The following is a 13539-nucleotide window of genomic DNA, read 5'->3' on the forward strand; positions in this document are numbered from 1 at the left end:
CGACCTTCGGGTTATGAGCCCGACGAGCTACCGAGCTGCTCCACCCCGCGTCCGAATTGTCACCCTCAAGCCGAGCAGTAGCTTGGTGGCGTTTGCCTGCTTTCGACTGTTTACACAATCGCAAGCTGACGAAAGAGTTGGTTGCGGGGGCCGGATTTGAACCGACGACCTTCGGGTTATGAGCCCGACGAGCTACCGAGCTGCTCCACCCCGCGTCCGAATTTTTCTCGAAGTGGCCGAGCAGTAGCCAGTTCGATTTCTCCTTTTCCACCAACCGGTTATACCGGTTTGACGGGTCAGGATCTCAGATGGTTGCGGGGGCCAGATTTGAACTGACGACCTTCGGGTTATGAGCCCGACGAGCTACCGGGCTGCTCCACCCCGCGTCTGAGGTCGCCAATAATAGGCGCCAGCGCACAGATTGCAAGTAAATATCTCAAAAAAAGTTTATTCGTAGATTAATCGGACAAATAGTGCGGTCATTAGCAGCATCATGCTGTTTTTTCAAGCAATCGAGTCCTTGCCAGGCATCCGGCACTACACTCAATAAGGTGAACACTCCTCATTTTGGGTAGGTAGAATATGCGCATCTCCGCCGGTCACTGCCGTCAGTTGGGGGCCACACCCGACAGTAACGGCGTCAACTTCGCGATCTGGGCACGCCTCGCCAGCCGGGTCGAACTACTGCTCTTCGCAAGCGCAGACGATGCGACCCCCGAGGTGATCCCCCTCTCCCCGCGCCTAAACCGCACCGCCTACTACTGGCATATCCATGTGGAGGGGATCTTGGTCGGGCAGCGTTACGCCTATCGCATTCAGGGCCCATGGCGCCCATATGGCGGCACCCGCTTCGATGCCGAGAAGGTGTTGCTCGACCCTTACGGCCGCAGCATCGAGCTTGGCGCCAATTACGATCGATGGGCGGCGGCCCGTCCAGGCAGCAATCTGGCTTGTTGCGCCAAGAACAAGGTGGTCGATACTCGCCACTACGACTGGGAAGGAGACAAACTGCCCGCACACTCCCTCTCCCGCTCGGTGATCTACGAATTGCATCTGGGGGGCTTTACCAAGTCCCCGAGCTCCGGAGTCGATCCGGCGCTGCGTGGCACCTATCTCGGATTGATTGAGAAGATCCCCTATCTGCAATCTCTCGGCGTCACCGCCGTCGAGCTGCTGCCGGTGTTCCAGTTCGATCCTCAGGATGCGCCCAAAGGACTCTCCAACTACTGGGGTTACAGCCCCATGTCCTTTTTCGCCCCCCACGCCCAGTACGCCTGCGGCGATGATCCGCTGACCGAATTTCGCGACATGGTCAAGGCGCTGCACAAGGCCAATATCGAGGTGATCCTGGACGTGGTTTACAACCACACCGCCGAAGGGGGTGATGATGGCCCCACCTTCTCGTTTCGCGGCATCGACAACGAGGCCTACTACATCCTCGACAACAACCAGAAGGACACCAACTATTCGGGCTGCGGCAACACCTTCAACGGCGCCCATCCGGTGGTGCTGCGGATGATCATGGACAGCCTCCACTTCTGGCGTCAGGAGATGCACGTCGATGGCTTTCGGTTTGATCTGGCCGCCATTCTGTCGCGGGATGAATCGGGTCAGCCGCAGGCCAATGCGCCTACCTTGCGCACCATAGATACCGACCCCAACATCGCCGACATCAAGCTGATTGCCGAAGCCTGGGACGCGGGGGGGCTCTATCAGGTGGGGTCACTGGCCGGCGCCCGCTGGCGTGAGTGGAACGGCCAGTTCCGGGATGATGTGCGCCGCTTTCTGCGCGGGGATGACAACAGCGTCACCGCCTTTGTCGAGCGGCTCTGCGGCAGCCCCGACATCTACCACTATCACCACGCCGATCCCGAGAAAAGCATCAACTTCGTCACCTGTCACGACGGGTTTACCCTGTGGGACTGGGCCAGTTACAACAGCAAACACAACGAGGCCAACGGGGAGGAGAACCGTGACGGTTGCGATCACAACTTCAGCTGGAACCACGGCCATGAAGGGGTAACGGAAGATCCCCAGATCAACGCCCTGCGGATGCGCCAGGCCAAAAACATGATGGTGGCGACCCTGCTCTCGGTGGGCTCCCCCATGCTGCTGATGGGGGATGAGCTGCTGCGCACCCAGCGGGGCAACAACAACGGCTACTGTCAGGACAATGCCACCTGCTGGATGAACTGGCTGCCCAATGCCCGCAGTCAGGAGATGTTCCGCTTTATGAAGGAGCTGATCCAGTACCGCAAACACCTGTTCCAGCGCCCGGAGCAGGAGAGCATGCCGCTGTCGCTCACCGAGATCCTGCGCCACAGCGAGATCTGCTGGCACGGGGTCAACGCCGGGCAACCGGATTTCAGCCCCCACTCCCACGCCATCGCCATGTCAGCGCTGTCGAGCGAAACCAAGCTGGCGCTCTATGTGCTGTTCAACGCCTACTGGGAACCCCTCACCTTTAACCTACCGAGCCCCCCCAAGGGGGTCGGCGGCTACTGGCGGCGGATCCTCGATACCGCCCTCCCCTCGCCGCAAGATATCTGCACCTTCGGCATGCCGCTGGAGGGATTGACCCGGGAGTATCTCGCCCAGCCGCGCAGCAGTTGCCTCTTTATCTGCGGGGCCGACGATTTCTATTGATCGATTGCTGTGAATTGATAGTTGCGATTCCTGCAAGCCAGATATGCAAAAGCCCCGAGCCAAGGCTCGGGGCTTTCTCTTTTCAGAGCAAGTATCAGATCAGCTGGTGCAACACACTGGTAGCGGCAATCTGGGCGATCAGCAGGCCGCAAAGCGAAGTGGAGACCACCACAGGCGCGGTATCACGCTGCAGATAGAGCGGACTGAACCAGAGCAGCAGAGAGGCCACCAACAGCGCTGCCTGGGTCACCACCGCCGGGATCAGGGCATCGAGATTGGCCTCACCCCCTTGCCAGCCCACCAGCACTGCCAGCCAGACAAGGCTGGCCATCGCCCCCACCAGACCGGCCAGCGGCAACAGGGTGTTGAATGCCTTGAGACGATGACGGGCCCGCAGCAGCATCAGGTGGGCAAAGGCAGCCCCCAGTATCGCCATCTGCAGCAGGCCGCTCACCCACCCCTGCAGTTGCAGCAGCCCGATGCCATAGAGAGCGAGCGGCAACGCTGGTAGCCAGAGCAGTGTCGAGGGGACTGAACGCTTGCCCTCCAGCCGTGACTGGGCCAGTGACAAGCCGACTCCGAGCACCAGTGCGCCCCCACCACTCCAGATGAGCCAGCTGGCCGCCTTGGCCTCTACCGCCAGCATCAGGGAGAGCGCGGTAATGACCCAGATGGAGAAGAGCTGCTGAGTGATGCGCGAGCGCTGGCCAGGGCAGATATCACCGCGCCACAGCACGATACCGAGGGCGATCAGGGCGCCAAGCGCCATCAATCCGGTGAGGGGAAAGAGCCAAAAAGGGAGTTGGACGAACACGACGCCTCCAGCAGTAAAGATTCGAGGTGCGCCACCGGGGCGCCAGAGAGGGGCGAGTATACCCAAACCGGCGGCTATCCCCAATCGCGACAAACAATCGTGGGCAAACTATCCGGGGCAATTTGCTGCCAGCAGAGCCCACCTTGAGGGGCGCCCTGCTGGCAGCCATATCCATAGTGACGGGATGCAGCGCTGGCGTTAGCCCTGACCGCGGGCCAGCGCCACCACCCGGGCAAACATCTGGCGGATCACCGGCGGAATATGTTCGGCGCCGAGCCGCTCCGCCTCTTCCACCACCGCCAGCGCCATTCCCGGCTTGCTGCGGTGATGAATAGCCTTGTTGATGATGTGACTGGCGCTCCACATGGCGCGCCCGCCCACCCCGGCCTCGCGACGAAACACAGCTTCAAAACCGTTGTGATAGAGGTAGTGCTCGATGTCTGCGGCAGGGAGCTGGGTCAGTCGGTCCCGCTCCCGCTCTCCCTTGAGCTGGCCCCGGGCCGAGGTGGCATACTTGAGCCCCGCCTCGTCGCCATCGGTCAACAGGTGCCACTCGATGCCAAAATCCCGCGCCACCTTGATCAGCGGCGACTGGCCGCACTGGGCAAACTCGATGATCCGCACCCCCTCGGCCCGCAAACTGTAACCGCAGATCTGGGCCAGCTCGGAGAGCAGCCAGATCTCGGTCTCCCCCTCCACCAGCAGCCAGCAACGGGCAAACAGCGACATGGGGCGGTTGATCCGCACGTGGAAGGCGATCTTGCGCAGATCGTCGCTGCTGTAACGCTCCCCCCCCAGCTGGTGACAGAGGATATCCTGCTGACGGCGCACTAGCCGCCGCACCTGATTGAGCGGCAGGGAAGAGAGCAAGTCCCCCGAGTTGGTGGTGAGCAGCTTCTGGCCCGGCAGTTGTTCCAGCAGCCCCCACGCCAGCGCCAGCATAGTCGGGTGCAGCCGGCTCTCCGGGTCCTCCAGGATCATGATGGGACGGGCCCCCTCCTCCAGCTCCCGGTTGCCCCGCGCTTGCAGCAGGGTAGCCGCCATCCCCGCCATCGCCAACTGCAGCGCACGGTTATCGGCGCGGCGCAGCAGGGTATGCAGGTTGCCAGGATTGCGCAACGTCATGGGACGATTGATGATGTCGCGCTGACTGCGCGGCTTGTTCTTGATGGGGGCCAGAGCGTTGAAGTAGTGGTCCATCAACTGGCGCACCGCCTGCAGCGCCTCTTTGAGCTCCGGCTCGCCGATCCGCTGGGGTTCATCGATCAGCTTGTCCGCCAGCTCGCTCAGGCGATGCTCGGAGAGATCTCCCCACTGCAATGTCTCCACCCCGTTGCGAGCGGTACGAGCGTCCCGCAGCCGGAACACCGGGTTCATGGTGATGAGCATGCAGACCAGCTCGTGGGTGTTGGTGATGGGCAGGCTCTTGCCTACCCCGTCGAGAAAGTCGTGAATGGTGAGCACAGAGCCATCCGCCTGCAGCTCGGCGCTGGCGCGATAGTGAATGCGGTGGAATTTGTCCTTGTGCAGCACCCAGGAGGGGCAAAGACGGGCCAGCCGACGGGAGTGCTGACACATCTGGGGTCTGTGCTCACTGAAGGTGAGCACCAGTTGCAAGTGGCGCGCCGGGGCCAATTCGGGATCTTCCGGTTGGTGAAAATCCTCGGCGGTGAACTGATAGGGCTCGGCATCCTGCCCCAGCAGACACCAGAGGGCGCGCAGCAGGCTCGATTTACCCCAGGTATTCTCGCCGATCAGCACTGTGGTCTGATCCAGCCCGAGCGACAGGCGATTTATACCGCGAAAACCTTTGACTTCAATACGTTCCAGAAACATCCAGCCGTGTCCACATCATTGTGATGGGGCAATAGTGGCAAAGTTACCGGAAAAATCCTATCGCAGGCGGGGCTTTTTCAACGTGAACTGTGAGGCACTGCAGGTTCGGGAGGGGTAACAACAGCGGTGCGATCTTGCGGGGCATTCCAGTGGCTGAACCAGAGATGACGGGTACGGATTTGACGTTTGCGATAATTCAATGGGCATTCCTTTCAATGGATAAGTGGTAGAGAGTACACCTCTTTTGCCCAAAGTCTCAGGGTTATCTGTGACGGGAAGATGACAATTGTGCCCGCCACTGCCCCGGCGTCAAACCAAACGCCTCGCGAAAACGATTGCCGAAATGGGCCTGGGAAGAGAAGCCACACTGACTGGCGATACTGGCCAGCGGCTCGGGGCCGGCCAACAGCTGCTTGGCCCGTTTGAGCCGCAGCCCAAGCAGATAGCGGTGGGGCGGGCAGCCGAGACTCTGGCCGAACATGCGGGCGAAGTGGTACTCGCTCAGCCCCGCCTGCTGCGCCAGCTCTGCCAGCGTGACCGAATCGGCCAGATGGGCCTGCAGATACTCCTGCACCCGCTTGATCACCACGGGCGCCAGCCCGCCGCGCAGAGGCGGCAAACCGGGAGCCTCCTCGGTGTGGTGGCGATAGGCGTGGAGGATCAACATCCAGGCGCCGTGGGAAAGCGCCAGCCGATCGACCCCTTGCTGCCACTGCAGTTGCATCAACTGGCGCTGCACCAGCGAAGCCGCCTGCGGATCGTCGATAAAGGTCTTGTCCACCAGTTGCAGGTGGCGCCCCTCCTTGTCACACACCTCCTCGGCGATACGGGTGAGGTGAGCCGGGGTGAAGTAGAGATGAAAGAAGCGAAACTCTTCGCGCACCAGCCACTCGGATCTGTGGTGATCCGGCATGATGCACACCTTGCCGGTGCCGCCGTGGCCACCCGGCCCATCGAGTCGCTCGGTCTGCTCGCCCCCCTGCAGATAGACGCTCAGGGTGTGGTGGCCCGGCTTGTGATAGCGGGTCTGGTCATAGCAGTTGCGCCAACTGGCCACCCCGAGCCCGGGTTCGAGCCAGCAAGCGTCCTCCAGCTGGGCGCCGGTGCTGACCAGTGCATCAAATACCCCTGCTGTTTTCATTCGCCCCTGCCACCTGTTCCGGTTATGTGTACGGGTTATCCCGCTGCCATCCATCTTACCGACCGCGCCCGCAGATGACAGCGCAGGGCGATGAAAAACCGCAAGATGGTGCAATCCAGCCATCAGGGCTCGCCCCATAGTGGGTCATCTCTCCCTGACTCACCGGAACTGTGATGAATCTGATGCTCTATCTTGCCACCGTGCTTATCTGGGGCAGCACCTGGATTGCCATCGCCTGGCAACTTGGCCCCATCCCCATCGAGGTGTCGGTGCTCTACCGCTTCCTGCTGGCAGCAGTTGCGCTGTTTGCACTGCTCGCCGCCAGCGGCCGCTTTCCACGCCTCCCCTGGCACGGCCAGCGTTACGCAGCACTGCTCGGTGCCCTGCTCTTTTCCACCAACTTTCTCTGCTTCTACCACGCCACCCGTTATATCCCGAGCGGCATGTCGGCAGTGATCTTCGCCAGTGCCAGCATCTTCAACGGCCTCAACCTCTGGCTGTTCGAGAACAAGCGCCCCACCCTGCGCTGGTTGCAAGGCTCCTTGCTGGGGCTCTTTGGCACCCTGCTGCTGTTCTGGCCGGTGCTGGCGGATGCGCAACTGGGTGCAAACGGCTGGAAGGGGTTGCTGCTCGCCTGCGGCGGCACCCTCTGCTTTTCGCTGGGCAATCTGGTCTCGGCCCGGGGCCAGCGCCATGGCTACCATGTACTGCAACTGGTGCCCTGGGGCATGGTTTACGGCGTGGTGCTGTTGCTGGGCTGGGTCATATTGCTCGGGCTGCAACTGATGGTACCGACCGATGGCCACTATCTGGCAGCCATGGTCTACCTCGCCCTGTTTGGCTCGGTGATCGCCTTTACCGCCTATCTGACGCTGGTGGGGCGCATCGGTGCCAGCAAGGCCTCCTACGCCACCGTGCTCTTTCCGCTAGTGGCGCTTACCCTATCCACCTTTTATGAAGGCTTTGTCTGGCAGCCGGTCTCGGTGGCCGGAGTGGTGATCAGCCTCATCGGCAATCTGGTGATCTTCGCGCCGCCCTTAAGTGAATGGCGCATTCGACCGGCCAAGGCAGCAAACGACCCTTGCTCCTGAACCAGTCAGCCCCTAAGGTAGCGCTGATCAATCTGTGACGATCCTGATGGCGATAAACAAGGGGGCGAGATGTTACTGGAAGGGCTGGAGACGCTGGGCCTGCTGGCGAGCGAAGGGACCATGGCCAAGGTGGCCAGCCGCCTCTATATCAGCCAGTCGGCAGTGAGCAAGCGGATTGCCCAGCTGGAGCAGCGCCTCGGCAAGAAGCTGATCGAGCCGGAGGGGCGCCAGATCCGGCTCACCCCGCAGGCGCAGGAGCTGCTGGAGAGAGTGGCCCCGAGTCTGGCAGAGATGAAGGGGGTGCTTGCCGATAGTCAGGATCTGGCGGATCAGAGCCCCCTCCCCATCGCCAGCTCCGAAACCCTGCTGGCGGGTTATCTCGCCCACTTTATGCGCGACTATCTGGAGCGCGATCCCCACCTTGCCCTCTCTACCCACCACACCCCGGTCATTCTGGCGCGGGTGCGCAGCGGTGATGCCCTGCTCGGCATCTGCGCCGGTCGGCTCCCACCCGGCCATGGCCTCGACGCCGATCTGCTGCTTGAGGAGCCCTTTTATCTGGTGGGCGAAACGCAGCAGAGCCTGCCACCAGCCAGCGCAGAAAGCAGGCGCAAGATCCTTACCATGGATCTGGAGAACCCCTCCAACCGCTACCTGCGCGAACCGCTGGCTGATTTGGGGCTGGAGCCCGCCATGGAGCTCGACTCCTATCTGGCGCTCATCGAACTCGCCAAGGCAGGCATTGGCCCTGTGCTGCTCCCCGCAGGGCTGCTGGGGCTGGTGGGCGAACAGGGGGAGATGGCCCGCCCACTGCCCGGACTGGGCCGTCCCCTGCATCTGGTCTACCGACCAAACAGCCTAAAGCGAGAGCGGATAGCCAGGCTGGTGAGCGCCCTGCACCAACACTTTCGCCACCGCAGCGACACGCCGAGCTAGCGCTGTAAAACCGCAGATATGACAACGGGGCCCTTGGGCCCCGTTAACAATTGCGATGCGGCAAGCAAGGCGCACATCAGATCCAGGCAAACAGCTCCGGATACTGGCTCCAGACCAGCTTGACAGACATCAGCAAGGAGACGGTCACCAGCAGCGGCTTGATCAGTTTCACCCCTTTTTTCAGCACCATTTTGGAGCCAAAACGAGCGCCGATAAACTGCCCCAGCGCCATGCAAAAACCGACACTCCACACCACCTTGCCACCAAGCGCAAAGAACAGCAGGGAGGCAATATTCGAGGTGAAGTTGAGCAGCTTGGTATGGGCGGTGGCGCGCGCCATGCCAAAGCCCGCCAGCGCCACGAAACCGATGGCAAAAAACGAACCTGTGCCCGGCCCGAAGAAGCCGTCATAAAAGCCGACCCCGCCCCCCACCAGCAGCGCAAACAGCATGGGAGTCAGACGGCGGGAGCTCTCGGCATCGCTTACCCGCGGCGAGAAGTAGAAGTAGCAGGCAAAGGCCATCAGCAGGAAAGGGAGCAGGCGCTCGAGAATGGCAGCGTCTATGGTCTGCACCGCCAGCGTGCCGATAGCCGCACCGATAAAAGTGCAGATCACCGCAGGCCAAATCATGGCCCACTCCAGCAGCCCCTTGCGGGCATAAAACCAGGTGGCAGAGAAGGAGCCGAAACTGCTCTGCAGCTTGTTGGTGCCGAGCACAAGCGCGGGCGGCATGCCGGTAGCCAGCAGGGCCGGCACCGTCAGCAGACCGCCGCCACCGGCGATGGCATCGATAAAACCGGCGACAAGCGCCACACCGAACAGGGCAAACAGGGTAACCAGTTCCAATTCCATCCATAGACCTCACGAGAGCGGGTTGCCCGAAGGGTCGAGCAACCGGATATAACCAAAACGACGTTGTGCGGGGGGGCACAGGCTGTCCGCTATCCTAGCGAGCCACTGACCATGAATCTAACGAAACAGTGGCAGCCAATTGATTCCTGATTTTCATTAATTTGAGCGGCCATGCCCCTGGCCCCCCCTCAGAAGGCCAGTTAGCAAGCCGTTGAAGCGACGTTCGCTTCCTTGATGGCCGCCAGCGCCTCACGGAGATGCTCCTCATCGGCACCGGGGAAACGGCTGACCCGACCGGCCATGTAGCGGCTGCTGAACAGATTGAACCAGTGCTGCAGTGCCTGCCCCGCCTTGAGCTCCCCCGCCACTTCCAGCACACAGGCCGCCACTTCGGCGGTGCAAAGGTGCTCCTCGCAGTTGGCCACCCGCATACCATAGGTGGAGAGCGTATCGGGTTTGATGGCGAGCACCGGAAAACCGTCGAGATAGGGGCTCTTGTTGAACATCTTGCGCGCCTCCGGCCAGGTGCCGTCGAGCAGGATAAAGAGCGGTTTTTTACCCGGTGCCAGCGTCACCTCGCCGGTCAGGCGGGCAGGCTCCTTCTCGCAAGCGGGAAAGACCACATAGGGCTGCCAGACGGGATCGGCCAGCAGGGCCAGCAACTCGGGATGGGGCTGGGTACGTGACCAGAGAAACGCCCAGGTGGTATCCGGCAACACATCGGCGATCAGGCGACCGGTGTTGGAGGGCTTCATCGGCTCGCTATCATACATCAGCAGGCAGAAACCGGCCTCCGCTTTGAGCTCGGGGCGCCACTCGCAGGCACACCAATCCTCGCGCAGCTGACAGGCCGGACAGCGAGCCAGGGTGCCGCCACGGGCAAGAAACGGTCGGGTAGAGATACTCTTGCGCCAGGCCCGCAGGCGGTTGACGGCGTGATCAGGAACAGGCTTCATCTAGGTTCACAACTGGAGTCAAAACAGGAACGGCAGCGGTGCCAACATGTCATGGCGCCACAGGGCGCGATAACAGGGGGGCTGCCGGAAAAGCGCAAGATTGTACCCAGTTACGTGCTGGCGGAACAGCAATCCCTGCCCCTTTCGCCAGACACAGTGCCAACTCCTATTGCCTTACGACTCCTGACAGCTGCGCAGCAGCTCCAGCAACAGGCTGCCATCGCGCAGTGCCTTGTGCACCTGCACCGAAGTGGGCTTGGTGGGATCTTCGTAGAAGTGGGTGGATTCAATCTGCAGCCGCACCAGATATTCGGCGGGCAACTGGCTGGCCAGCGACTGGTGCAGCATGGGGAACAGCAGCCGATCGGCACGGGTGATTTCCCCCCCCAACAGCAGCTTGCCCGGATTGAGCAGGCAGATGAGATTGGAGAGTACCTTGGAGAGGCGACCTGCCGCCTGATGGAGAATATCCTGACAAAGGCTGTTGCCTGCCAGCGCCAGCTCGCACAGCTCGCGGATGGTGACGCTCTCGGGCAAGTCGTGCTCCTGCATCCGCTCGCGCAGATCCCGGTATTGCGCCTCCAGTGCCTGATTGGTCACCAGGGTGCAGGCGCAGCCAAAACCGCCGCAGTAGCAGCGCTGGCCATAGGGCTCGAGCTGCAGGTGGCTGAGATCTCCGAGCAGCGCATTCTCGCTCTCGATAAGCTGACCATTGACCACCATGCCGACCCCGATGTCGTTGTGGACAAACACCAGCACCGCATCGGCACAATTTTTGGCGGCACCCCACTCCCGCTCGGCCTGGATCCAGGTGCGCACGTCACCGCTCACCAGCACAGGTACCGAGAACGCCTGTTGCAGAGTCGGGCCAAGGGGCCAGTTGCGCAGATCGTAGAAGGGGAAGTGCTTGACCATACCGGAGTGGCGCTCTACCTGACCCGGCAGACAGAGGGCGATACAGGCCAGACTGAGGGACTTTCTCGGCAAAAACACCTTGATGGCGTGTACCAGACTGCCCAGCAGATCGGCGCGCTCCTCCTCGGTAAAGAGGTGGCGCTGGCGAGCCAGCGAGCGACCGGAGAAGTCAAACAGCGCCATATCCACGTAGCCACGGCCAAGACGCATGGAGAGAAACTGGAAGCGGCGCTCGTTAATGCGCAGCAAGGTCTGACGACGGCCGCGCCCCACCGAACTTTCACCACAGGTGACCACCAGACCCCCATCGAGCAGTTCCCGGGTGATCTTGGTGATACTGGCTGGCGAGAGACCGGTCAGGCGGGAGAGATCGGTGCGCGACAGCTCCTTGTGCTCTTCCAGGCTGGCATAGACCAGGCCGTAGTTGAGCTGCCGGATCAAATCGATACTACCTTTCACGATCTCATTCATAGGGTATGGGGCAAAGGCTGAAAAAAAGAGGCTGGCAATTTTCACACATTATTGGTCAATCCCCAAATAAAGTGCGGCCTGAACCGGGGGTCAGGCCGCATCTTGTGGTTGCCGTCACGGACCATTGCAAGATCAATAACGGAATTGCGACACCAGTTTGCGCAATTTGTCGCCGGTATTGGCCAGATCGCGGGTGGTACTGTTGGACTCCACCGCCGCGCTGGTCAGCTCGCTAACAATCTGCTGAATGGCCACCAGGTTCTTGTTGATCTCCTCCGATACCGCGTGCTGCTCCTCGGCGGCGGTGGCGATCTGGATGTTCATGTCGTTGATGGTACTGACCGCCATCACCATGCTGTCGAGGGAGCTGGCGATATGGCTCGCCTCCTGCACCGTCTCCTGGCTGCGATCCTCGCTCGCCTGCATCACCTCCACCGCCTGCTTCACCCCGCCCTGCAGACGTTGCAGCATCTCGTTGATCTCCTTGGTGCTCTGCTGGGTACGACCAGCCAGCGAACGCACTTCGTCCGCCACCACCGCAAAGCCCCGCCCCTGCTCACCGGCGCGGGCCGCCTCGATGGCAGCGTTCAGCGCCAGCAGGTTGGTCTGCTCGGCAATGCCGCGAATGACCTCCACCACCGAGCCAATCTTGGCTGTCTCTTGCGCCAATTGTTCGATAACGCCGGAGGCAGTATGCACCTCCCCCACCAGCCGGTTGATACTGTTGATGGCCCCGCTCACCACCCCTCGGGCGGCATCCGATTCACGGGCCGCATCGCTGGTTGCCGTCGCGGCATTGGAGGCACTGGCAGCCACCTCCTGCGCGGTGGAGCTCATCTCGGTCACTGCGGTAACCACTTGGTCGGTCTCGCGACTGTGGCCCTGCATCTGATGGTCATAGTGCTCGCTCAGATGGTGCAACTTGTCGACCGCGCTGAAGAGGTGGTTGCTGGTCTCGCCCACCTGACTCACCACCGACTGGATCCGCTCGACAAAGCGGTTGAAAGCGCTGGCCAGCTGGCCAATCTCGTCCTGACTCTGCACCTTGAGGCGCTGGGTCAGATCCCCGTCACCGTTGGCAATATCGTTCAATGCCAGCACCGCATCCGCCAACGGCTTGGTAACCCGGTTGCCCACAATGACGGTCGCCGCCAGGGTGATACCGAGGATCAACAGGATCACCAGCACACTGCTCTGCAACGAGGCATGCATATTGCTCTCGCGCTCTGCCCGCAGGGCCGCCAGCTCGTTGTCGATATCATCGATATAAAAACCGGTGCCAATGGCCCACTGGTATTTGTCCAGCACCAGAGTAAAGGCCAGCTTGGGGGCATCGCGACCGATGGAGGGCTTGGCCGTCCAGTATTCGGTAAAACCATCCCCCTGACGGGCCGACTTGAGGATCTCCTGGATCAGCAACTTGCCCTTGGCATCCTTGTCGTTCCAGCGGTTTTTCCCCTCCAGCTCGGTACGCACCGGCAGCAGTATGGTGTTGCCCTCGAAGTCATAGACAAAAAAGTAGCCGTCACTGCTGTAACGCAGCGGCCTGAGCAACTCTTTGACCTTTTGACGATTTTCCGGAGAATCCGGCAGGGAATACACGGCATCGACGGCGGTTTTGGCCATCATGATGTAACTGCTGAGCAGCGCTTTACGCTCCTTGATGGCATTTTCCCTCGCCACCACCAGATCAGACTCCAGATCACTCTTGGAGACCATGTAGTTACTGAGATTGACCACTAGGGCCATCAACAGTACGGGGACTGCACCCAGTAACAGGATTTTCTGCTTTAGCGTCATCTTTCACATCCTTGCAGCTGTTTTTATTGGAATTCCTTGCTTACTCATCAGTATAGGTGCTGGCAGGGCGAGCCCAGCTT

The 13539-nt window shown here is 61.1% G+C and carries 10 protein-coding genes and 2 tRNA genes; 3 read left to right on the forward strand and 9 right to left on the reverse strand.

Going from position 1 to position 13539, the window contains the following annotated elements; all coding sequences use genetic code 11:
• Positions 1-138: 138 nt before the first annotated feature.
• Both AB5Z05_RS01635 and AB5Z05_RS01640 read right to left on the reverse strand, forming a co-directional pair.
• Positions 139-215, reverse strand: a tRNA-Met gene (locus tag AB5Z05_RS01635).
• Positions 216-309: 94 nt separating this feature from the next.
• Positions 310-386 (reverse strand) — tRNA-Met (locus tag AB5Z05_RS01640).
• A 196-nt stretch (positions 387-582) separates the two neighbouring features.
• Here AB5Z05_RS01640 and glgX point away from each other — a divergent pair.
• On the forward strand, positions 583-2646 hold the full coding sequence (glgX, locus tag AB5Z05_RS01645; protein ID WP_368149949.1) for a glycogen debranching protein GlgX: 2064 nt from the start codon (positions 583-585) through the stop codon (positions 2644-2646).
• A gap of 94 nt (positions 2647-2740) precedes the next feature.
• Here the strand turns inward: glgX and AB5Z05_RS01650 are convergent, their stop codons facing one another.
• The 3 genes from AB5Z05_RS01650 to AB5Z05_RS01660 form a co-directional block, all read right to left on the reverse strand.
• Positions 2741-3460 carry a hypothetical protein gene (locus AB5Z05_RS01650; protein ID WP_201941635.1) on the reverse strand — a complete coding sequence of 240 codons (720 nt, stop codon included), beginning with the start codon at positions 3458-3460 and terminating at the stop codon, positions 2741-2743.
• 198 nt (positions 3461-3658) lie between these two features.
• Positions 3659-5296, reverse strand: a complete 1638-nt coding sequence (locus AB5Z05_RS01655) for an ATP-dependent endonuclease (protein WP_107684874.1) — start codon at positions 5294-5296, stop codon at positions 3659-3661.
• 262 nt (positions 5297-5558) lie between these two features.
• On the reverse strand, positions 5559-6437 hold the full coding sequence (locus tag AB5Z05_RS01660; RefSeq protein ID WP_159143798.1) for a helix-turn-helix domain-containing protein: 879 nt from the start codon (positions 6435-6437) through the stop codon (positions 5559-5561).
• A gap of 173 nt (positions 6438-6610) precedes the next feature.
• On the opposite strand from AB5Z05_RS01660, the gene AB5Z05_RS01665 reads away from it, so the two are divergent.
• Together AB5Z05_RS01665 and AB5Z05_RS01670 are read left to right on the forward strand one after the other, a co-directional pair.
• A complete protein-coding gene (locus tag AB5Z05_RS01665; protein ID WP_368149950.1) occupies positions 6611-7528 on the forward strand; it encodes a DMT family transporter in 918 nt (305 codons plus the stop codon).
• Between the two features lie 69 nt (positions 7529-7597).
• On the forward strand, positions 7598-8464 hold the full coding sequence (locus AB5Z05_RS01670) for a LysR family transcriptional regulator (protein WP_368149951.1): 867 nt from the start codon (positions 7598-7600) through the stop codon (positions 8462-8464).
• A 76-nt stretch (positions 8465-8540) separates the two neighbouring features.
• On the opposite strand, the gene AB5Z05_RS01675 is transcribed toward AB5Z05_RS01670, so the two are convergent.
• The 4 genes from AB5Z05_RS01675 to AB5Z05_RS01690 form a co-directional block, all read right to left on the reverse strand.
• Entirely contained in the window at positions 8541-9317 is a 777-nt protein-coding gene (locus tag AB5Z05_RS01675) for a TSUP family transporter (RefSeq protein ID WP_323927944.1), read from the reverse strand.
• Between the two features lie 200 nt (positions 9318-9517).
• Positions 9518-10273, reverse strand: a complete 756-nt coding sequence (locus tag AB5Z05_RS01680) for a tRNA-uridine aminocarboxypropyltransferase (RefSeq protein WP_368149952.1) — start codon at positions 10271-10273, stop codon at positions 9518-9520.
• Between the two features lie 174 nt (positions 10274-10447).
• Entirely contained in the window at positions 10448-11659 is a 1212-nt protein-coding gene (locus tag AB5Z05_RS01685) for an ROK family transcriptional regulator (protein ID WP_005333476.1), read from the reverse strand.
• Between the two features lie 132 nt (positions 11660-11791).
• Positions 11792-13459, reverse strand: a complete 1668-nt coding sequence (locus AB5Z05_RS01690) for a methyl-accepting chemotaxis protein (RefSeq protein WP_100645734.1) — start codon at positions 13457-13459, stop codon at positions 11792-11794.
• Between the last annotated feature and the right edge of the window lie 80 nt (positions 13460-13539).

Origin of the sequence: Aeromonas sp. R2-4 (assembly GCF_040908365.1) — a bacterium.
GTDB classification, from domain to species: domain Bacteria; phylum Pseudomonadota; class Gammaproteobacteria; order Enterobacterales; family Aeromonadaceae; genus Aeromonas; species Aeromonas veronii.

Coding starts and splice junctions, on each gene's coding strand:
- glgX (WP_368149949.1), top strand. CDS start 583: ATGCGCATCTCCGCCGGTCACTGCCGTCAGTTGGGGGCCACACCCGAC.
- AB5Z05_RS01655 (WP_107684874.1), bottom strand. CDS start 5,296: ATGTTTCTGGAACGTATTGAAGTCAAAGGTTTTCGCGGTATAAATCGC.
- AB5Z05_RS01660 (WP_159143798.1), bottom strand. CDS start 6,437: ATGAAAACAGCAGGGGTATTTGATGCACTGGTCAGCACCGGCGCCCAG.
- AB5Z05_RS01665 (WP_368149950.1), top strand. CDS start 6,611: ATGAATCTGATGCTCTATCTTGCCACCGTGCTTATCTGGGGCAGCACC.
- AB5Z05_RS01670 (WP_368149951.1), top strand. CDS start 7,598: ATGTTACTGGAAGGGCTGGAGACGCTGGGCCTGCTGGCGAGCGAAGGG.
- AB5Z05_RS01675 (WP_323927944.1), bottom strand. CDS start 9,317: ATGGAATTGGAACTGGTTACCCTGTTTGCCCTGTTCGGTGTGGCGCTT.
- AB5Z05_RS01680 (WP_368149952.1), bottom strand. CDS start 10,273: ATGAAGCCTGTTCCTGATCACGCCGTCAACCGCCTGCGGGCCTGGCGC.
- AB5Z05_RS01685 (WP_005333476.1), bottom strand. CDS start 11,659: ATGAATGAGATCGTGAAAGGTAGTATCGATTTGATCCGGCAGCTCAAC.
- AB5Z05_RS01690 (WP_100645734.1), bottom strand. CDS start 13,459: ATGACGCTAAAGCAGAAAATCCTGTTACTGGGTGCAGTCCCCGTACTG.